The following is a 20590-nucleotide window of genomic DNA, read 5'->3' on the forward strand; positions in this document are numbered from 1 at the left end:
ATAATCTGAAATTTACCTTCCCCATACCGGAGAGCAAGCAAATAATTCGTATCTTTGCCCACCTATCTTTTTAGGAATTTATTAATTTAGAAATAAAAATATCAAATGGAAACAGCAGAAAACAAGTACATTACCGTTGCATACAAACTATATACAATGGAAGATGGAGAAAAAGAATTGTTCGAAGAAGCAAAAGCTGAACATCCTTTTCAATTCATTTCAGGCTTAGGTACAACTCTCGAAGACTTCGAAAACCAGATAACTTCTCTTGCCAAAGGTGATAAATTCGATTTTACCATTCCGGCAGATAAAGCATACGGACAATATGACGAACAACACGTTATCGACCTTCCGAAACATATCTTCGAAATTGACGGTAAATTCGATAGCGAACACATCAAAGAAGGTAACATCGTACCTTTGCAGACTGGCGATGGCCAGCGTGTGAACGCCAGCGTAGTGGAAATCAAACCGGACGTTGTAGTAGTTGACCTCAATCACCCGTTGGCCGGTGCCGACCTGATTTTTGAAGGTGAAATCATCGAAAGCCGTCCTGCTACTAACGAAGAAATTCAGGAACTGATTAAATTGATGAGTGGCGAAGGCTGCGGTTGCGGATGCGACAGTTGCGGTGGCGGCTGTGGTGACAATGAATGTGACGACTGTGGCTGCGAAGGCGGCCACTGCCATAAGTAAGAATTCACCGCCATTACCCAATGGTAAATAAATAAGAAATGGAGAATGAACTCATACAGTTTCATTCTCCATTTTTCTTTTCTAATGATCTAATTTTCCATTCAACATCCCTTATGCGTCATGATATCCAACACCATTTTATCCGTCTCATTCATGGCTTGCGAACCGATTCTTGTTAGATTACGAATGCTCTGATCTACATCTTCGTCGATAATTCCTTCAACGGAAGTCACGCAACGGTCTTCCATTGCCATAATTGCTGATAATACGGCTGTTGAAACTCCTGTGGTTACTTTCAGAGCGCAGCTTGGCTTCGCCCCGTCACAAATCATTCCCGTCAGATTGGCAATCATATTTTGGACAGCGAAAGCTACTTGGTTGTAGTTTCCTCCCATCAGCCACGTAATCCCGCAACTGGAGCCGGTGGCAGCTACCACACAACCGCACAGGGCAGAAAGACGTCCCAAACTTTGTTTGATATAAATTACGGTGAGGTGACTTAACATTAAAGCACGAATAAGTTCTTCTTCTGTCTTACCGTTCTCCTCGGCAAAGACAACAACGGGAAGTGTGGCGGATATTCCCTGATTGCCACTGCCTGAGTTACTCATTACAGGGATCATTGCACCTGCCATACGTGCATCACAAGCAGCCGAAGTATAAGAAAGAATATGGGAGAAAACACTGTCACCCATGACTTTATGTTCATAAGTTCCACGCAGCATCTTTCCGAGGGAGTGTCCGTAGTTGCCTTTAAAAGCTTGTTCGGCTGCCGCTTTATTGAGGCGGGCTGTATCGAGGATAAAGCGTATTTCATCCAAAGGAGCTGTCAGGGCAAAATCATAAACTTTGTAAAGATTCAGTTCGGGAGAGGTTTCTTCTTCCTCCTCGGCGGTAGCCTGCTGCTTGTCGAGCAGTACATTTTCGTTCATCGCTATATATATAAAGGTAGTATGTCCGCCGGAAATCACGGCTTTCGCAGTTTTGTCACCGGACTTACAAATTACTTCGATATACAGTTTTTCCGTAATATCTTCCTTTAAAGAAATACGAATTCTTTTTTCTGCAATAAATTGTTTACCCTGTTCCACCGCTTCCGGAGTACAGTCTCTCAACACCTCCAGTTGATAAGCTGACCGACCGATCAATGCACCCAAAGCAACGGCAATAGGAAGTCCCACCATGCCTGTGCCAGGAATACCTACTCCCATTGCATTTTTTAAGATATTGGCACTCAATAACACTTCAATTTTTTCGGGCTTCACGCCCAATGTCTCTGCTGCTTTGGCTACACAAAGTGCCACAGCAATAGGTTCCGTACACCCAATAGCCGGAATTACTTCTTTTTTTATCAGCTCTATAATTTGCTGTCTTTCAGATTCAATCATGCACTTCTTTAGTTTTGTTCCTACAAAAATAGGAAATTCTTTTTTATCATACATTCAATAATGAACAAATAAATTTCCATATTGTTATTACTCCTCGTGAGAACCAAACTTTAACTGAAAGAATAAGTAGAAAAATGAAAGCAAAACACGTGATTATCTATTTACTGCTGGTTATTGTTACATCTTCTTGCATTCGCGACGAAGCTCCCAATGCAGAAGCAGACATTCTAAGTTGCCGGTTACCGGGAATAACAATGACGACTAGTCCTATCATCAATAATAATTCCGTAACCCTATTTGTCACTCCAGGAACGAATATCTCCGCCCTTGCACCGGAATTTACACTTACTTCGGGAGCTACGATCACACCCGCCAGTGGTACAGAACGCAATTTCAATTCGCCGCAGGAATATCAAGTGACAGCCGCTGACGGAATTTGGAAAAAGACTTATGCCATATCGGTCATTGATACGGAACTTGCAACAATTTACAATTTCGAAGATACCATCAGCGGAAAGAAATACTACATATTTGTGGAAAGGGAAAATGATAAGGTCATCATGGAATGGGCCAGCGGTAATGCCGGTTACGCCATGACCGGAGTAGCTAAAACGGCCGACGACTACCCTACTTTCCAAATAGCAAACGGAAAAAATGGAAAATGCCTTTCGCTCGTGACACGCAGTACCGGATTTTTTGGCGGATTGGTCGGAATGCCTATTGCCGCCGGCAACTTGTTTATCGGTTCATTCGACGTGAACAATGCCATGAGCAATCCCTTGCAAGCAACGAAGTTCGGCCTTCCTTTCCGGCACGTGCCGACTTATCTGGCAGGTTACTATAAATACAAGGCGGGAGACCAGTTCACCGAAGGCGGCAAACCTGTCGAAGGGAAACGTGATATATGCGATATATATGCTATCATGTACGAAACGAGCGTATCCGTCCCCACTCTCGATGGGACGAATGCATTCACCAGTCCTAACCTAGTTTCTATGGCACGTATCAAAGACGCCAAGGAAACAGACGAATGGACTTACTTTAAACTCCCGTTCACAACCCTTCCGGGAAAATTCATCGACAAGGAGAAATTGACAATGGGAAAATATAATATATCTATCGTATTTACATCCAGTCTGGAAGGAGACCACTTCAACGGAGCTATCGGAAGCACCTTATTAATTGATGAAGCTGAATTGATTTACCGCTCGAACTTGGACCATTAAACCATAACGACTTTATACCGACAATGAAGATGAAAATTTATCCATACCTATTTAGTTTGCTTGCCTGTATCGGAATAGCGCTACCCGGCTATTCACAGGTCGATAGAAACAAGACCCTTATCCGTTCCGCCCTTCACGGACTGGAATACGAAATAAAAGCGGGATTCAGCATTGGCGGCACAGCTCCGTTCCCTCTTCCGGTGGAGATTCGCTCTATCGATGGTTACAATCCGACACTTGCTATCAGTATCGGAGGAGAAGTAACAAAATGGTTTGCCGTTCAGAACAAGTTAGGTGTTATTGTAGGACTACGGCTCGAAAATAAGGCAATGACTACCAACGCCACCGTAAAGAACTACGGTATGGAAATTCTGGGACAGGAAGGTGAAAGAATCAGCGGCGTATGGACAGGAGGCGTAAAAACAAAAGTACACACTGCCGGACTCACCATTCCTCTAATGGCTACTTATAAACTGAACAATCGCTGGAACATAAAAGCCGGTCCTTATTTCTCATACATCCTTTCAAGAGAATTTTCGGGACATGTATACGATGGTTATTTACGTGAAGACAACCCGACGGGACCTAAAGTAGAGTTTACCGACAACAAGGTTGCCACTTACGACTTTTCGAACGATTTGAGACATTTCCAATGGGGATTACAGGCAGGTGCCGGATGGAGAGCCTTCAAACACCTCAATATATATGCTGATCTCACCTGGGGACTGAATAATATCTTTAAAAATGATTTTCATACCATCACTTTTGCAATGTATCCGATTTACCTCAATATCGGATTCGGATATGCGTTTTAATAAACAAGTAACAATTATTGCTGAATTACATTCCCAAAAGAATATATCGGAAGAAGAATGCCTGAAGTTACTACTGGATTTCCGACGAAAGCACCTATGCATCAACCGGACTAACTATTGCAGTATCACCGGAGTAAACAAAACACATGCCATACTCCAATTGAACTCTTTCATCGAAAAAGGAATGATCCATAGATATGGAAGCGGAAAAGCAGTAGTATATATTCAGGGATAAAATTAGTCGTTACCGGATTCTTCCACCTGCTTCACTCCGGAATAAGTAACCTTTACGGTCTGTTGCAATGTAGCTACTTTTACATTGATATTCATAGTGAGAGCTCCACTTTCCACTGTTCCTTCTACTGTGGTGGCACAAGTGCCGAGAGCGGCAGCATCTCCCGAAAAAGTCAAATTCTGTTGACCTGTGAAAGTCGAGGCGTCAGTCTCTTTTTTCACCGTACATTTGTCTATTACAATATCGCCGAACTTCATGATCGTTCCGTTGAGAAACAATTCAAATTCTTTCAGTTCCATTTTTACTTCCGTATCGCTGACCTGGGAAATGGTGATAAACTTGGCTATCCCATTGCCAATCACTGTTTCCTGATCGGAATTATCCGGCTTCATTGATATATCCAGATTACCCCAATAAGTGCCCACTACATCAGGAGCTGTAACGACTGCTTCTTCTTCAGGAGGATTATTACCACTTATATCATTATCATCATCACTGCTACAAGCTGTAAAGAGAGCGACTGAACAGATTAATGCCCATAAATACAATAGATTCTTTTTCATACATTGTTGGTTTAGTTATTAAATAATCGTCAATTATAAACTAAAAAGGAGAAAAAAGGTTCAATTTGGTTCGTTTTTTGAAGATATTTTGAGATCGCAACATTCTTACCGAAAACTTTGTTATATTTGCATAGAGTAATTTTAAAAAAGCCACAACTATGTTTAATTCATTTGGCAATATCTTTCGACTCACAAGTTTCGGTGAGTCTCATGGCAAAGGAGTTGGTGGAGTAATTGACGGATTTCCCTCCGGAATTACTATCGACGAAGAATTTGTACAACAAGAGTTGAATCGCCGCCGTCCGGGACAATCTATCCTGACCACCCCACGTAAGGAGGCTGATAAAGTCGAGTTCCTTTCCGGCATTTTTGAAGGAAAATCAACCGGATGTCCCATCGGTTTCATCGTATGGAATGAAAATCAACATTCCAACGACTATAATAATCTGAAAAACGTATACCGCCCTTCACACGCCGATTACACTTACACCGTAAAATACGGAATACGCGATCATCGCGGCGGCGGGCGATCATCGGCACGCGAAACGATTTCGCGTGTGGTGGCCGGTGCGCTGGCTAAACTGGCACTTCGTCAATTAGGAGTCAGCATTACCGCTTATACCTCACAAGTAGGCGCTATCAAGTTGGAAGGCAGTTATTCAGATTACAACCTCGACCTGATAGAAACTAACGACGTGCGTTGCCCTGACCCTGACAAAGCAAAGGAAATGGCAGACCTTATATACAAAGTAAAAGGCGAAGGTGATACAATCGGCGGTACGCTGACCTGCGTTATCAAAGGATGTCCTATCGGACTGGGGCAACCCGTTTTCGGTAAGTTGCACGCTGCACTGGGCAATGCTATGTTAAGTATCAATGCCGCCAAAGCATTCGAATATGGCGAAGGATTCAAAGGACTGAAAATGAAAGGTTCCGAACAGAACGATGTTTTCTACAATAACAACGGACGGATTGAAACACATACCAACCACTCCGGAGGTATTCAAGGAGGACTCAGCAACGGACAGGATATCTACTTCCGTGTTGTATTCAAACCGATAGCCACTCTGCTAATGGAACAGGAAACGGTCAATATCGATGGAATCGACACAACACTGAAAGCCCGTGGACGCCATGACGCCTGCGTACTGCCCCGTGCTGTGCCTATCGTCGAAGCAATGGCCGCTATGACTATACTTGATTATTATTTGCTGGACAAAGCCACCCAGCTTTAATTATTATCTTTATATGAACGAAATTCAGAAATACATCGCAGCAAACGAACCTCAAATAATGGAGGACTTGTTCAGCCTCATCCGTATTCCCAGTATCAGCGCCCTGCCCGAACATCATGACGATATGCTGGCATGTGCCGAACGCTGGGCACAGTTATTACTCGAAGCGGGAGTGGATGAAGCATTGGTAATGCCCTCCCAAGGCAATCCGATTGTCTTTGCACAGAAGATTGTGGACCCAGACGCAAAAACCGTATTAGTTTACGCACACTATGACGTGATGCCTGCCGAACCACTCGAATTATGGAAAAGCCAACCATTCGAACCGGAAATACGGGACGGATATATCTGGGCACGCGGAGCAGATGATGACAAAGGACAGTCTTTCATCCAGGTGAAGGCTTTCGAATATCTCCTTAAAAACGGGTTATTGAGGAATAACGTGAAGTTTATCTTCGAAGGAGAAGAAGAAATCGGTTCTCCCAGCCTAGAGGCATTCTGTGAAGAACATAAAGAGTTGCTGAAAGCGGACGTTATCCTTGTTTCGGATACCAGTATGTTGGGTGCCGACCTTCCGTCATTAACCACCGGCCTGCGCGGACTGGCTTATTGGGAAATCGAAGTAACAGGACCGAACCGCGACCTGCATTCCGGACACTTCGGAGGTGCGGTAGCCAATCCTATCAATGTGCTTTGCCGGATAATCAGTAAGGTGACGGATACAGACGGAAGAATCACCGTCCCCGGATTTTACGATGACGTGGAAGAAGTACCGCAAGCTGAACGTGAAATGATAGCCCATATTCCTTTCGATGAAAAGAAGTATAAGGAAGCAATCGGCGTAAAAGAACTTTTCGGAGAGAAAGGATACAGTACACTGGAACGCAATAGCTGCCGTCCGTCTTTTGATGTATGCGGCATTTGGGGCGGGTATACGGGAGAAGGTTCAAAGACCGTGCTCCCTTCAAAGGCTTATGCCAAAGTATCTTGCCGACTGGTTCCGCATCAGGATCATCATAAGATTTCGCAAATGTTCACTGATTACATTCTCAGTATTGCTCCAGAAACAGTTCAAGTGAAAGTAACACCGATGCACGGCGGACAAGGTTATGTCTGCCCGATTTCACTTGCAGCCTATCAGGCAGCCGAAAAAGGTTTTGAAATAGCTTTCGGAAAAAAGCCGTTGGCAGTACGCCGTGGCGGCAGCATTCCTATCATTTCTACTTTTGAACAGGTACTGGGAGTGAAAACCGTACTCATGGGATTCGGTCTGGAATCAGACGCTATCCATTCGCCGAATGAGAACTTCTCACTGGATATTTTCAGGAAAGGCATTGAAGCTGTAGCCGAATTTCATCAGGAATATGCCGGACGGTAAAGTGGACACAAGAACCATTATTATAAACGGTATAAACAAAACGGCGGACAGGCTTACAATCAAGCATCTGTCCACCGTTTTATTTTATAGATAACAAGAAACTACTACATGAGCGGAGTCTCAAAAAGGAACGTAAATGACTCACTATCTTTCAAATCCTTCACCGCATCTCCTGCATAAATCTCTCCCTTCGTCAAAGACAATTTCTTTATACCGGCTTTCGGGCTAAAGTCTATCTTTTTCAAATCAAGCCAAAACAAATTCGGCGTCAATGTGGATTCAAAATAATAGACCTTATTCTTCTGGTCGGAGACGGAACGCCAACGGGTAGAAGAAATATGAGGTTTCTCCGGAGTATTAATGCCAAATGGAACTGAAACATTACGCATCACACTCAGCACACTGGGAACAGCAATTTTTGCATCGGCAGTCTGCGGAATGGCATGAATGTAGAAAGAGGCACGGACAAAACGGTCGCTCGAACGGTTCGTTCCCGGCAACATCTGCAATCCGCCGACTTCTTTCCAGTAATCGTTGATAGCTAACTGGTATTCATACCGAGGAGAATTTGTCATTACCTGATATTCTTTCCCTTCGTGAATGCTTAACTTTCCATCCAGATATTCCAGCACAGCCGTATTGCCTGTTTCGTCGGTGATGGCCATGTGCAAAGTAGATTCCGGTCCTCCATTCGGCATACGGGGAGCGTCAATCCGGAAAGTCTCCTTTTTCAGTTCATCAACGGCCTCACGTACAGTGGCAAAGTTATCAAGCACGTATTGCGTCCAAATACTGATTCCCATTGCTGGACGGATATCACCGGGAAGCGAATAAATAGATTCGGGCAAGAAAAGTAGACTAGCCACCAAGCCCTTTTCATTCATACCGTCGCAAGTTCCTATATCATAACCGGTTGCAATCACACTTCCATACTTAGAAGTCCAGTTCACCGTTTTTTCCTTATTATGCCCAACACGCTGAATGCCACGCGGGAAAACATAGATATTCGACATAATGTCTTCTTTCCAGTCCATTGTACGCCCCGTTATCACCAACTGTTCCGGGCCGAGGTAAACGGCACGTGTACACGCCTCTACCGGCTGTATACTCATCAAAGAGAGAGCAGCCAACATCAATATAACCCCTGTCTGTTTCTTTTTCATATTCTTTTCAAATTAAATAATTGATACTCTTATCTATAATAACAAATATATAACGATTATTGCCGAAAATAAAGATGATTTTAATGAAAATAAGGGATTTGTCCAAAGAAGACTCCCAAAGAGATATTAAATAAATTTAAGACTAATGATTGCAGTTATTCTCATCTTCTATCGTCAAAAAGATAAACATAGAACTATCATGGAAAGAAAACAAACTAAGCGGATTATAATATTCCTTCTTCTATTGCTAGGTATTATATTACCCAATATGGCACAGAAACAAAAGATATGGAAAGCATTTTGCGATAAATGCCGGAGAGAAAAAACCATTGTCGGTGCGCTTCCTTCGCAGTTAGAGAAAGCTCTACGCTGGTCGCCCGGCATTAGTAATGAGCAAAAAGAAGTGATACGTTACATATTATGGAATATGGTTTACGTAGAAGGAGGGACAGCTAATCTCGGAGAAAACAACGATTATCCTGTGAATGTGGGCTCTTTTTTCATCAACCGCTATGAGGTAAGTCAGGATGAATGGTACGTCATTATGGGGGAGAATCCTTCCAACCAACACAGACGTAATTATCCCGTAGATCAAGTTAATTGGTATGACACTCAACGATTCACCCGAAAACTCTCTCAGTTATCCGGCCTCCCCTTCCGTCTGCCGTTCGAAGCAGAATGGGAATATGCCGCACGTGGAGGCTTGAATACCCAAAACTACATTTATGCCGGTAGCGATGACCCGACACAAGTCGCTTGGTTTAAAGAAAAATACTCCAATGAAAACACATATGTATCCAACGATATAGGAACCAAAAAACCCAACGAACTCGGACTTTATGATATGAGCGGAAACATCTACGAATGGTGCATGGACTGGTATGATAAAAAAGTTCCTTTCACCGGAAATATTGATCCTGACCTGAAGGGGATTGATCTGCATAAAGTGCTACGCGGAGGAAGTTATTATACTATCGCCAAATACTGCAAAATCACCAACCGTTATGGAGTCAATCCACTGCGTTGGGATATTGACTACGGATTACGGCTAGTAATATCCTTTCAAGATAACACGGAGGAAAAGAGAGTAGCCCAATAAAAATATTCTACACTAATCATACACATAAAAAATCCCGTATACGTTGTTTTACATACTCAAACTATCACATATACGGGATTTAAAAGAACAAGCCTTTACCTTGTTTAAACTAATCGTTCATTATAAACAAGCTTAATCGTCAGTAGGAACTTTCATGTTCTCATAAACCTCAATCCATGAGTTCCATTCGGCAGGTGCGTCATTGGTCGCAGCAGTTTTCAGTGTACGATATTTATAGGAAAGATAAAAACGGGTGACTCCGTCTACGGTGATGTATCTGTTTGCCTGCTGGACAGACAATGCTTCATCATCATCAGTTGTACCGGGTAATTGTACTACCTCTATCAATTCTGATTTATAAGGTTTTAGTATAAGAGTATTATATTTGGTACCATCGATATAAGTCAGTTCCTCCTCACCGATTTCCATGATAAGGCTCGACTTGTTTATTAATTCCTCTTCTGCTTTATTGGCACTGTTTTCAATGCCGGCATTCAATCTCACACCCCGTTTCGACAAGGGATATAGAATCTTATTCGCTGATATCTGTGTAGGCTTTGTATCATCTTCCCGCAGCTGAGTGCCCCTCATAAATAATGTCAAAGGACTTTTCTGACTGGTAAAATCATTCTCAATATACACCTTATACAACACCCGCGACTTATCTTTATTCACTTCATAAGGAGTGCAACTGGCAATCCGTAAAGGAATCAGATAAGTGGAATCGGGAGACAATCCCTCGGTCCTAACTTCAATAGGCAACTTTACATAGGGGTCCTGATCGCCAACTTTCATCACCGCAGTATAACTTTTAATCGTATATCTGGAAGGATCCAGTTCTTTCGCGTACTTATCCTCATCCAAGTCAAAGTTATCATGATTATACTTATCAATCAAGTCAGGATCTTTTTCCAACGTTACGGTCACGTCCTGGTCAATAGCCCGTGTACCACCTGCGTAAATGGTTATATATCCAACGGAAACCGGAGTATTCAGCGAATGAGTGACCGGAAACGTCAAGTCCGTTTCACTCAACACATACACCACCTTCTTGTATAGCTCACCTTCAAATATTGAATTTTCATTGCACGCTGTCAATCCCATTAACACGGCACAATACATCATATATTTTGTTATTGATTTCATTCTCATATCAAATTTTAATTTATAGTTCCCGTTAATTATCCCAACCCGGATTCTGATCCATTAATGGCACTTTCCGCAATTCAGCACGGGGAATAGGCAAGAAGACCATTTTCTTATCGGCCACTCTGGTACGTGCAAAAAGATGATTGACCGTTGTTCTTTGGAAAAATTCATCTTCAAACCCGTCCGTATTCATACCTACAATCGGTTCTTTTTCCGTATCCAAATAAATACCCCAACGACGGACATCATAAAAACGTCTGTTCTCGTGAAGGAACTCAATCATGCGTTCTCTCACAATGATGTCAAACATTTTATCAGCAGAACTTAACTCATCGGTAGTCAAGCCCGGCAAACCCGCCCGATAGCGAACCATATTAAAGTATTTCGCCATTTCGTTCATATCGCGAGTATAAGTGCCCGTGCTTTCATCGCTGAAAGTCACCGTATGAGATCCGGTCAGATTATTCAATGCTTCTACATACGAAAGTAATATTTCCGCATAACGGATAATGGGGAATGATTTAGGTAATACGGTTGCATCGGTACCACTCCAAGCATCATCATTATGGACATATTTCTTCATCACATACCCGGTCACCGGATAATTGTTGGCGTCACCGGAACCTACCGCTTTATCCTTTCCGGAAGCCCCATAGCCACTCGCTCCTTTCCAATAATAAACATAGACATTTTTCTTCACAGCTTCACTTGTAGAAGCACAAGGCCAGAGACAACCGCTAAAACCAATCGATGCATAGAAGCGCGGTTCACGGTTTATATACATATTATAAACACCGCTCTTTAACTGGTATCCGGAGAAAGACTTCACTTCAGAAGTGAATCCGTCTTCCAGATATGGATATTCATCGCTCGAATTGGTACGATCTCTACCATCAACCATATAGTAAGCATCAATAAACTTCTGAGGGACAGCCATTCCATTATATCCTCCCATTAGCCCCACCGGAAAAGCGTGCCGGGTATAACTACGAAGACTACCGGATGTTCTTCCCCATATATATTCCGGATTCTTAGTAGCGGTCGATTCGCCCGTAAACATATCGCTATAAGACTTATAGGGATCAATCCCCACAGCCCCTTCCGGGAAAGTTTTCGTATAATAGTTTACGTCTGATACATTGGTCGGCAATTCCGGCGTGTACTTGTCACTTTTTACGGTATGCAACTCATACATATCCATATCAATTACCCGTTTGGCAGCATGCGCAGCTACCGCCCAACGTTGCTCGTCATAAGTCTGGCTAACATAGGGAACATTGTCCGATTTACGTATCCAACCTCCGAAAGTCGTTTTCGCTGCACTTCCTCCATTGAACAAAGGACTTGCCTGTTGCAACCGTAAGCGAGCAATCAGCGCATACGCAGCTCCGCGTGTAGGACGCCCGAACTGAGATACCGTAACCCGCAAAGGAATATAATTTGCAGCAATTTCCAACTCGTTACAGATATAATCCACTGATTCATCATACGTTGCTCTTTCCTTATTATAGTATGCAGGAGATTCATTCGTATTCATCGGCTCATCTCCCACAAGAACGACAGGACCAAAGTTTTGAAGCAAATTATAATAAGCATAGCCTCTCATAAAATGTGCATAGCCCAGAATCTCGCGTTGTTCTATATTTGTAAGGTCTTTACATTCATTGATTCTACTGAAAATAATATTAACCTTACGAATGATTTTATACATCTGTGCCCAGTTATTCATCGTTCCCAAGTTATCGGGAGTCGTGTGCCCCAAAACAAATGTTACTCCGGGAAATTCGCCCGTGTTCCATTGCACAAAGGCTTCATCCGAACCGGTAACACCCGGTGTATAAGCACCACCCCAGATGGCGCCCTCATCGGGGAAGAAAGCAGCCGTAGCCCATAGATATTTCTGAAGATTCATTTTATTCTGAAAAATAGAATCGTATCCCAATGTATCAGCAAAGTACTCATCCACATTCAAGTAATTGCAGGAGGACAGGCAAAAGTAGAACGCTGTACATAGCGTTATCATTAATCTTTTAAAATATTTCATATCATGCATATTTAGAAATGGATATAGGTTTGAAATGCGTAACGGGCAGGAATAGGATAAACACGCCCCATTTTCTGTGCTTGTTCCGGATCTACTGTTTTCACACCGCTCCAGACTGCCAGATTATATCCCACCAATTGAAAGTCGAATGACTGTATACCCAGTCTTTTTACAAATCCCTTGGTCTTCAGGTTATAGGTTAAGCTAATTTCCTGTAAACGTAAATAGCGCGCATTGTCTTTCCAGAAAGTAGATTTCTTAGTATTATTTTCATTCTTACCATAGGATAATCGAGGGAATGCCGCATTAGGGTTTTCCGTAGAGGGATCTCCTGAATACCAGGCTGGAGTCCAGCGATTTGCCTGAACGCCGGCTTCCACAGGTACATTACCTGTCTTTTCACCATGGAAAGGAACATATCCCATTTCATATCCATTACCGACTTTAAAATAGGTTGTATTTCCCGTTCCTTTGAACAGACAAGCCAGTGTAAACGATTTGTAACGGAACTCTCCACCGAATCCATACATCAATAACGGATAGTTAGAGTAAGCCAACGGCACTTGGTCGTCTTCCGTTATACGTCCATCACCATTCACATCTTTATATTTAATATCACCCGGACGGACAGTTCCAAACTGCGACGGACTGCTCTCCACATCTTGGTCATCTCTGAACAATCCCAATGCTATGTAACCACGTTGCACTCCATACGGCATACCGCTTATCTGCTGATAGGGATATTTTGGATCAGCCTGTTCCCAGTTCTGCACATCATTCTTCGAATAGGTAAAGTTTCCTCTGATCGTAAATGAGAAGTCTTTGCCTATATCCTGCGAATAAGAAATATTTCCGTCAGCTCCATAGCTACGCATCTTTCCCACATTACCATAAGGCATGGTGATAATACCCGCGAAATCAGGAACCTGAGTTCTCTGCTGGAAAATACCATTTCGCTGGTCATTGAAATAATCGACCACTAAGGAGAGTTTTTCTTTGAAGAATTTCGCTTCAATACCCACATCCGCTTTGGTTGATTTCTCCCAAGCCAGATTGTCAGCACCTACGATAGACTCGTTCACACCATTGGAATCGCTTCCCCAGCCCGTAGCCGCATTAGAATTAATAATAGTCAGATAAGGGAAGCGTTTATTGGAAATACGGTCGTTACCTACTTGTCCATACGAGAAACGGATTTTAAGAAAATCCAGCCAAGGCACCGCTTTCCGCATGAAATCATAGTTTGTCGGTACCCAACCGATAGCTCCCGAAGGAAAGAAACCGAATTGCTTACCCGGCTCGAAGTTTTCGGAACCTGTATAACCGAAGTTTGCATCAATGAAATAGGTATCTTTAAAACTATAAGTGATTCTTCCGGATACTCCCTGATAACGTTTGGGAATAGCGCTCATACTGTCAGTGATGTCTTTAGTCGCCTTCTCGTCACTCATGTAATAGTAAAGCAAGGCTGTTGTCCTGTGTTTATCATTGAATAACCTTTCGTAATTGGCAGTAAACTCGAAATGATATTTACGCCAATGATTCAATGTCTTACTGAATGTAGCTGCTTGAGCGTCAACTTTCTTTGCCAATTGAAGTTCTCCGGAAGTCGTTCGCCCGATAGCCGAATACATCTCCGGCATTACAAAACGAGTCTCATCATAATATACGTCGCTATTCAACGCGCCCTGTACTTTTACTTTCAATCCTTTCAGAAGAAATGACAAATCCTGGTTCAGAGCGAGAGTCACCATATTTTTGTAAGTCTCGCGGGTAGCCATTCCCGTATGATTAAGCATTACATAAGGTGAATAGGCATCATTGACACCATAAGCCGGAAGTTGTCCTGTTGAAAACCTAGTAGGAATAGTCAACGGTGTCAACATTGACTGAGCATTCCAAAGTAAATCTGTGTTAGCCATTCCCGGCTCTTTCTTATTGGATATAAATCCGTCCAAACCCAAATAGAGGGTGGTTGACTTAGTAACATTGATATCCAAATTGGTTCGATAATTATATGTGTTGTATCCTGTGTCTGCCTTGTAACGGCTGTCAGGGTCTTGAATATATGCTGCCGATTCTTTCGACATACCCATACTCACAAAATAACGGGCAATACTACCACCTCCCTGTGCACTTACATAATAAGTCTGCTGGAAAGAAGTCTTGTGCAGAATTTCGTCTTGCCAGTTTACATCCGGATACAAATCTGGGTCCAATTGATATTGGATTAAATCCATTTCCATAGGAGAATAGAGTTCTTTCTCTCCTGAAACGACTCTGGCTTCATTGGCCAGCTTGGCGTAATCATAAGCTCTCAAATATTTAGGTAACCGCTTCAACTGTGAAATAGTAAAATTGGCACGGGCTGTAATTTTGAGTTTTTCTACTGTTCCCCGCTTGGTCGTTACAAGAATTACTCCGTTAGCACCACGAACACCGTAAACTGCCGTTGCAGAAGCATCTTTTAAAACAGAAAAGCTCTCTACGTCAGCAGGATCGACCTGACTCAAATCGCCTTCCAAACCGTCAATCAATACCAAAGCCGAACTGTTAGCACCAAATGTTCCTATACCACGAACCCAAAATTCCGAGATATTTTTACCCGGTTCACCACTCGACTGGATAGAAATAACTCCCGGCACTCTACCTCCCAAAGAGTTATTCAGTGAAGTGGCCGGAACAGCAAGGTCACCAATATCCACGCTTGTGATAGCTCCTACTACGCTCACTTTACGCTGGGTTCCCATACCCACCACTACTACTTCGTCCAAAGCAGTAGCAGAAGGAGTCATTTTAAGAACCAGGTTTGTCTGGCTATCGGTAACGAAATACTCTATCTTATCATATCCGATATAATTAACGATCAGTACATCGCCTTTATGTGCCTGAACTTTAAATCTACCATCCAAATCGGTCGTTGTACCTACGCCCGGACGGTCTTTCAAGAATATATTAGCGCCAATAATCGGTTCCTTATCGGACGACTTATCGACAACTATACCCGAAATAGTCAGCGATTTCCCCGCTTTTTGAGCCATGACGCCCAAACAGCATAAAAGTAAAATTTGAATAATATATAATTTTCTCATGTTGAATTAGTGATAAACAGGTTACTGAATAGCAAGTTTTCTAATACACTTATTTTTAGTATCTGCAATGTAAATTGTACCTTCTTCATCCACAGCTACTCCCCAAGGCTCATCAAATAAAGCGTCATCCGGCGTACCGTCTACATAGCCGGCTCTGCCCGGGACACCAATTACAGTACTTACTGCTCCTTCCCGGTCAATCGAACGAATACAATGATTACTGGAATCTGCAATATACATGATTCCGTCTAAGTCGAAACATATCTGTGAAGGGAAATTAAATCGTGCGTTCAAACGTTTTCCGTCCTCATAGCCAGGATCTTCTCTTGCTCCTGCATACAATTCATAAATTCCGGTAGAAAGTTCATAGCGATAAATACAATGCTTGCTCCGATAACAAATATAGAGCACATCCGGATCGAGACTATCAAAACAACAGATAGCATCATAAGTCCAACCCGCATCCAGCCCCGTAGTAACTAGTTCTGCTTCCTTACTCTTAGGATCCATTTTAGCCAAGTTTCCATTTAATGCCTTTATATACACCAGTTTATCTTCCGGATTAACAGCAGCGGATATATATTGGTCTAATGTTACATTCTGCGGTTTCACCTGTTTTTTAGCCCATTGTGTTTCCGGATCAAATTGTAACAAATTACCTCCTTGTACCCAAAGCGGTAAAAAGACTTTCTGCCCTTCTGTTTCAACCATTGGAATAAATGGAGCTGTAATATTTGTAGCTAATGTAGTTACCATATTTTGTTGCTCATTTATCTGGCGTAAACGATAACTGGACCTTTCGCAAACAAATATATTTTTCTCACGATCTACGCAAACAAAATGAGTCAATCCGAACTGAGCTGCCGCCAATGTTCCGTCAACTGCATTTACTTCCGTTCGCGGCGTTCCCGTAATCGTACTTACAGTAACCTGTGTCTTATACGAAAACTGCTGTTCAAAACTGGCTTTATCTTTACCTACTTCTACTGTAATAGTGCAATTATCTCCCGGTTGCCGGGGAGTAATGACATAAATTTTAGTTCCTATGGAACGTACCACTGCCGCTTGTTTTTCATTGTAGAATACTTTTATCTGCGAAAGATCAGTTCCGAAATTCTCTCCATTAATAATAACTTTCGTTGCCATTCCCCCATTTTCAGGGTAAAAAGAGGTTAGTTTAATCGGTTGATTTGGATCATAAGGTTTGCCTGTTGTGCCACCTTCTTCTGAATCACTTTTACATGCTGAAAGAAAGGTTATCAGCATTGCAAATAAAATAGTTACCAAAGATGTTTTTCTCATTACTATTATTTCATTTATTAAATTAATGATCCTATTTAATAGTTTATCAGTTTTTTATCCTATAAAAGGAAGATCAAATAAACTTTTAAACCAAGATCAAAGGTTAACGATTAATCGAAATCCATCAGTTTTTTGGGGACCTGACTGGAATCAATTTTAGAGAATAAGCCTGTTAACACTCCTTTGAAGTATCAACATGTTTGCCTTTGTTTTTGAATTTTCATTTCCAAAATTCATAATTCATAAGATAAGCGGAGGTTTTCTTTTCATAAGCATTTCTTGATTTAGTTAATAAAAAATTAGTCGAATATCCTTTGCTTGTTACTAAGTTCTACTTGAACTTAGGTTATAAATTGAAAAAGAAAGCCCTGTGTTACTCTCACTTGAATAATACGGTAGATATATTAGATCGAAATATAGTCATGGACTATTTTAGGCATGAAAATCACTGGCAAAGTTCACAAAAGAAAAAAAATAATAATAAAACAATTTATTATATATTGTTATATAATAAAATATTGTATATTTGCATTCGAGAATATTAAATATTTGCACAAGATACAAGAAGGCTATATAAAAATAAAAGCAGAGAAAGTACATTTAAACATCCAAATAATATTTAAGGTACTTATTTTTTATTATTTATTACCTTTTACCTAAGTTCAAGTAGAACTTAGGCATTTTTTAGCATTTGATTCAGTTTCTCGATCAAAGTTTCATAGAATAGCGTTATCTTTTTGGATACCAACAATATACATTACGCGAACATCTTAATCTTAATAATTACAAATATCGGAAATTAGTTACATTTTCCCTAAATGCTTCCACTATTATGAAAAAAAGTTCTCACTGTAGTGAGAACTTTTTTCCTTATCGCGACATTTTTTTCTTATTATGATGAAATTTACAACAACACACTATAATTTAATAATAGTATTGGCTACAACTGAAACTCGTCTTTTACTTAAACCTTATAAGACTAAAACTATTCAAATGTTTTTCGGTATGTACATCCATTTTTCCATTCCGAACACCCGTAGGCTGTTTTTCCTTTTATGATAATTCCCTTACCACAAACCGGACAGGGTTGTCCTACTAATGAGTCCGGAGTATTATTCGGAGAAGAAACAGGGGTAGCAACAGGAGACGGTGATACTTCTGTTTTTGCCTCTTTTGATTCTCCTGCTTCGGAATTCTTTTTTTTCTCTTTCGGCGGCGTACTTACTTTCCGTTCACGTTTTTTAGGTTCCTTCTTTGCCTTCTCTTCGGTCTTGGCAGCTACCGCATCTTGAATAGTGATACGACGATTGGTATTATCAGAAAGTACACTCATTACAATTTCCGAAACCATTTGTTTCAGTTCTTCAAGAAATTGGCGAGCATCGTATGTTTTCTTTTCTATCTCACGCAACTTCTTTTCCCAAATACCCGTCAACTCCGCTGATTTCAAAAGTTCTTCGTGGATTAGCTGCACCAATTCTACTCCTGTCGGTGTAGCGATCAGATTCTTTCTCTCCTTGCGGATATAATTTCGTTTGAACAGCGTTTCAATAATAGCGGCACGGGTGGATGGGCGACCGATACCATTCTCTTTCAAGGCATCGCGAAGTTCATCATTATCGACTAGTTTTCCGGCGGTTTCCATAGCCCGGAGCAAGGTCGCTTCCGTAAAAGGTCTTGGCGGCTGCGTCCATTTTTCATTCAAGTCGGGGATGTGAGGACCACTCTCCCCTTTTGCAAAGGCAGGAAGGACATTTTCATCGTCATCGTCCTTTTCTTCAGTAGTGTCTTTCACATCTTTAGCGAATACCACACGCCAGCCTGGTTCTAAGATTTGCTTACCGGTGACTTTAAATTCTATTTTATCCACTTCACCCATCACGGTAGTAGTCGAAATCTTACAATCAGGATAGAACACTGCTATAAAACGGCGCGCTATTAAGTCATAGACACGACGTTCCATATCAGTAAGGTTTTGAGCATAAACTCCGGTAGGGATAATGGCGTGGTGGTCCGTCACTTTCGAATTATCAAATACCTTTTTTGATTTAGGCAACGTAGAACCATTCAACGGGGCAGTCAATACTTCGTAATCACGAAGCCCTTTCAGAATACCAGGACATTTCGGATAAATATCGTCGCTCAGAAAAGTGGTATCAACACGTGGATATGTAGCTACTTTCTTCTCATAAAGAGATTGGATCAGTTTCAGTGTTTCATCGGCAGAATAGGCGAATTTCTTGTTACACTCTACCTGAAGGGAAGTCAAGTCAAACAAACGCGGAGCATATTCCTTTCCGTCTTTCTTACCAACACTGGTTACCACAAAAGGAAGGTCTTTGATACGTTGTACCAAGGCTTCACCTTCTTCACGATTGGCGATAGGATCGATACCCGGATTGTCTATTTTCTTTTTTCCACCGTTTTTTTCTTCTTCTGCCGCTATTTCTTCATCACTTTTGCGGATAAGTGCGGAGAAAGTAGTATCTCGATAGTTTGTTTTTAGTTCCCAATATTGCTTGGGTTGGAAATTGGCAATTTCCAACTGACGGTTGACAATCAATGCCAAAGTAGGTGTCTGCACACGTCCGATAGAAAGCACCTGTTTGTTTTGACCATATTTAATAGTATATAAGCGTGTGGCGTTCATTCCCAGCAGCCAGTCACCTATTGCACGAGAAAGTCCCGCCTCATACAACGATTGGAAATCAGACTGATCTTTTAACTTGGAAAAACCTTCACGAATAGCCTCTTCCGTCAAAGAAGAAATCCACAAACGCCTCACCGGACAGCGTGCACCCGCCTTTTGCATCACCCAGCGCTGAATCAATTCTCCTTCCTGACCAGCATCACCGCAATTGATAATCTCATCTGCATTCTGCATCAACTGTTCGATAATATGAAACTGTTTCTCAATACCCGGGTCATGTCCAATCAGTTTGATACCGAAACGTGGGGGGATCATCGGCAAGCTACCCAAGCTCCACGATTTCCAATTGGGTGTGTATTCATGCGGTTCTTTCAAGGTACAGAGATGCCCGAATGTCCAGGTCACCTGGTATCCGTTCCCTTCTATATATCCCTCTTTCCTTGTATGAGCGCCGAGTACCTCGGCTATATCGCGTGCAACAGATGGCTTTTCGGCTATGCAAACTATCATTCTTTCTCCTCTTGTTTTTATACTATCAGTCTACAAAGTTACATG

At 41.9% G+C, this 20590-nt stretch carries 15 protein-coding genes; 7 read left to right on the forward strand and 8 right to left on the reverse strand.

What is annotated here, in order from left to right; genetic code table 11:
* The first annotated feature begins 105 nt into the window (after positions 1-105).
* Positions 106-696 (forward strand): FKBP-type peptidyl-prolyl cis-trans isomerase, encoded by a 591-nt coding sequence (locus tag CGC64_RS18245; RefSeq protein ID WP_005678854.1) that lies wholly within the window; start codon positions 106-108, stop codon positions 694-696.
* 101 nt (positions 697-797) lie between these two features.
* On the opposite strand, the gene CGC64_RS18250 is transcribed toward CGC64_RS18245, so the two are convergent.
* Entirely contained in the window at positions 798-2084 is a 1287-nt protein-coding gene (locus CGC64_RS18250; protein WP_032855447.1) for an L-cysteine desulfidase family protein, read from the reverse strand.
* A gap of 134 nt (positions 2085-2218) precedes the next feature.
* On the opposite strand from CGC64_RS18250, the gene CGC64_RS18255 reads away from it, so the two are divergent.
* The 3 genes from CGC64_RS18255 to CGC64_RS18265 are packed head-to-tail and all read left to right on the forward strand — an operon-like array spanning position 2219 to position 4360.
* The gene (locus CGC64_RS18255; RefSeq protein WP_005678852.1) at positions 2219-3310 is read left to right on the forward strand and encodes a PCMD domain-containing protein; all 1092 of its coding nucleotides are present in this window, start codon (positions 2219-2221) and stop codon (positions 3308-3310) included.
* A 29-nt stretch (positions 3311-3339) separates the two neighbouring features.
* On the forward strand, positions 3340-4125 hold the full coding sequence (locus CGC64_RS18260) for a porin family protein (RefSeq protein ID WP_032855445.1): 786 nt from the start codon (positions 3340-3342) through the stop codon (positions 4123-4125).
* Positions 4115-4360: a hypothetical protein gene (locus CGC64_RS18265; RefSeq protein ID WP_005678850.1), complete on the forward strand. Its 246-nt coding sequence runs from the start codon at positions 4115-4117 to the stop codon at positions 4358-4360. Before CGC64_RS18260 ends, CGC64_RS18265 begins: the two co-directional genes overlap by 11 nt.
* Positions 4361-4362: 2 nt before the next feature.
* Here the strand turns inward: CGC64_RS18265 and CGC64_RS18270 are convergent, their stop codons facing one another.
* Entirely contained in the window at positions 4363-4923 is a 561-nt protein-coding gene (locus tag CGC64_RS18270; protein WP_005678849.1) for a calycin-like domain-containing protein, read from the reverse strand.
* Between the two features lie 158 nt (positions 4924-5081).
* Between CGC64_RS18270 and aroC the strand changes: the two genes are divergently transcribed.
* Together aroC and CGC64_RS18280 are read left to right on the forward strand one after the other, a co-directional pair.
* Complete coding sequence (aroC, locus tag CGC64_RS18275) at positions 5082-6158, forward strand: chorismate synthase (protein ID WP_005678848.1); 1077 nt, start codon at positions 5082-5084, stop codon at positions 6156-6158.
* A gap of 13 nt (positions 6159-6171) precedes the next feature.
* A complete protein-coding gene (locus tag CGC64_RS18280; RefSeq protein ID WP_005678846.1) occupies positions 6172-7536 on the forward strand; it encodes a dipeptidase in 1365 nt (454 codons plus the stop codon).
* Between the two features lie 104 nt (positions 7537-7640).
* On the opposite strand, the gene CGC64_RS18285 is transcribed toward CGC64_RS18280, so the two are convergent.
* The gene (locus CGC64_RS18285) at positions 7641-8699 is read right to left on the reverse strand and encodes a linear amide C-N hydrolase (RefSeq protein WP_005678845.1); all 1059 of its coding nucleotides are present in this window, start codon (positions 8697-8699) and stop codon (positions 7641-7643) included.
* Between the two features lie 199 nt (positions 8700-8898).
* Between CGC64_RS18285 and CGC64_RS18290 the strand changes: the two genes are divergently transcribed.
* Complete coding sequence (locus CGC64_RS18290; RefSeq protein ID WP_050396696.1) at positions 8899-9798, forward strand: formylglycine-generating enzyme family protein; 900 nt, start codon at positions 8899-8901, stop codon at positions 9796-9798.
* 132 nt (positions 9799-9930) lie between these two features.
* Here CGC64_RS18290 and CGC64_RS18295 read toward each other — a convergent pair whose 3' ends face one another.
* The 5 genes from CGC64_RS18295 to CGC64_RS18320 form a co-directional block, all read right to left on the reverse strand.
* A complete protein-coding gene (locus CGC64_RS18295; RefSeq protein ID WP_005678842.1) occupies positions 9931-10944 on the reverse strand; it encodes a BT_3987 domain-containing protein in 1014 nt (337 codons plus the stop codon).
* 31 nt (positions 10945-10975) lie between these two features.
* Positions 10976-12991, reverse strand: coding sequence for a RagB/SusD family nutrient uptake outer membrane protein (locus CGC64_RS18300; protein WP_032855444.1), 2016 nt, complete (start codon positions 12989-12991; stop codon positions 10976-10978).
* Between the two features lie 11 nt (positions 12992-13002).
* Entirely contained in the window at positions 13003-16083 is a 3081-nt protein-coding gene (locus tag CGC64_RS18305; RefSeq protein ID WP_005682725.1) for a SusC/RagA family TonB-linked outer membrane protein, read from the reverse strand.
* 21 nt (positions 16084-16104) lie between these two features.
* Positions 16105-17385 (reverse strand): IPT/TIG domain-containing protein, encoded by a 1281-nt coding sequence (locus CGC64_RS18310; RefSeq protein WP_005678839.1) that lies wholly within the window; start codon positions 17383-17385, stop codon positions 16105-16107.
* 985 nt (positions 17386-18370) lie between these two features.
* Positions 18371-20545 (reverse strand): DNA topoisomerase 3, encoded by a 2175-nt coding sequence (locus tag CGC64_RS18320; RefSeq protein WP_005678837.1) that lies wholly within the window; start codon positions 20543-20545, stop codon positions 18371-18373.
* Positions 20546-20590 lie beyond the last annotated feature (45 nt).

This window comes from Bacteroides caccae (assembly GCF_002222615.2).
GTDB lineage: Bacteria > Bacteroidota > Bacteroidia > Bacteroidales > Bacteroidaceae > Bacteroides > Bacteroides caccae.

Bases quoted from the DNA above. Each gene is read 5' to 3' on its own strand.
- CGC64_RS18245 (WP_005678854.1), top strand. From the start codon at position 106: ATGGAAACAGCAGAAAACAAGTACATTACCGTTGCATACAAACTATAT.
- CGC64_RS18250 (WP_032855447.1), bottom strand. From the start codon at position 2,084: ATGATTGAATCTGAAAGACAGCAAATTATAGAGCTGATAAAAAAAGAA.
- CGC64_RS18255 (WP_005678852.1), top strand. From the start codon at position 2,219: ATGAAAGCAAAACACGTGATTATCTATTTACTGCTGGTTATTGTTACA.
- CGC64_RS18260 (WP_032855445.1), top strand. From the start codon at position 3,340: ATGAAAATTTATCCATACCTATTTAGTTTGCTTGCCTGTATCGGAATA.
- CGC64_RS18265 (WP_005678850.1), top strand. From the start codon at position 4,115: ATGCGTTTTAATAAACAAGTAACAATTATTGCTGAATTACATTCCCAA.
- CGC64_RS18270 (WP_005678849.1), bottom strand. From the start codon at position 4,923: ATGAAAAAGAATCTATTGTATTTATGGGCATTAATCTGTTCAGTCGCT.
- aroC (WP_005678848.1), top strand. From the start codon at position 5,082: ATGTTTAATTCATTTGGCAATATCTTTCGACTCACAAGTTTCGGTGAG.
- CGC64_RS18280 (WP_005678846.1), top strand. From the start codon at position 6,172: ATGAACGAAATTCAGAAATACATCGCAGCAAACGAACCTCAAATAATG.
- CGC64_RS18285 (WP_005678845.1), bottom strand. From the start codon at position 8,699: ATGAAAAAGAAACAGACAGGGGTTATATTGATGTTGGCTGCTCTCTCT.
- CGC64_RS18290 (WP_050396696.1), top strand. From the start codon at position 8,899: ATGGAAAGAAAACAAACTAAGCGGATTATAATATTCCTTCTTCTATTG.
- CGC64_RS18295 (WP_005678842.1), bottom strand. From the start codon at position 10,944: ATGAAATCAATAACAAAATATATGATGTATTGTGCCGTGTTAATGGGA.
- CGC64_RS18300 (WP_032855444.1), bottom strand. From the start codon at position 12,991: ATGAAATATTTTAAAAGATTAATGATAACGCTATGTACAGCGTTCTAC.
- CGC64_RS18305 (WP_005682725.1), bottom strand. From the start codon at position 16,083: ATGAGAAAATTATATATTATTCAAATTTTACTTTTATGCTGTTTGGGC.
- CGC64_RS18310 (WP_005678839.1), bottom strand. From the start codon at position 17,385: ATGAGAAAAACATCTTTGGTAACTATTTTATTTGCAATGCTGATAACC.
- CGC64_RS18320 (WP_005678837.1), bottom strand. From the start codon at position 20,545: ATGATAGTTTGCATAGCCGAAAAGCCATCTGTTGCACGCGATATAGCC.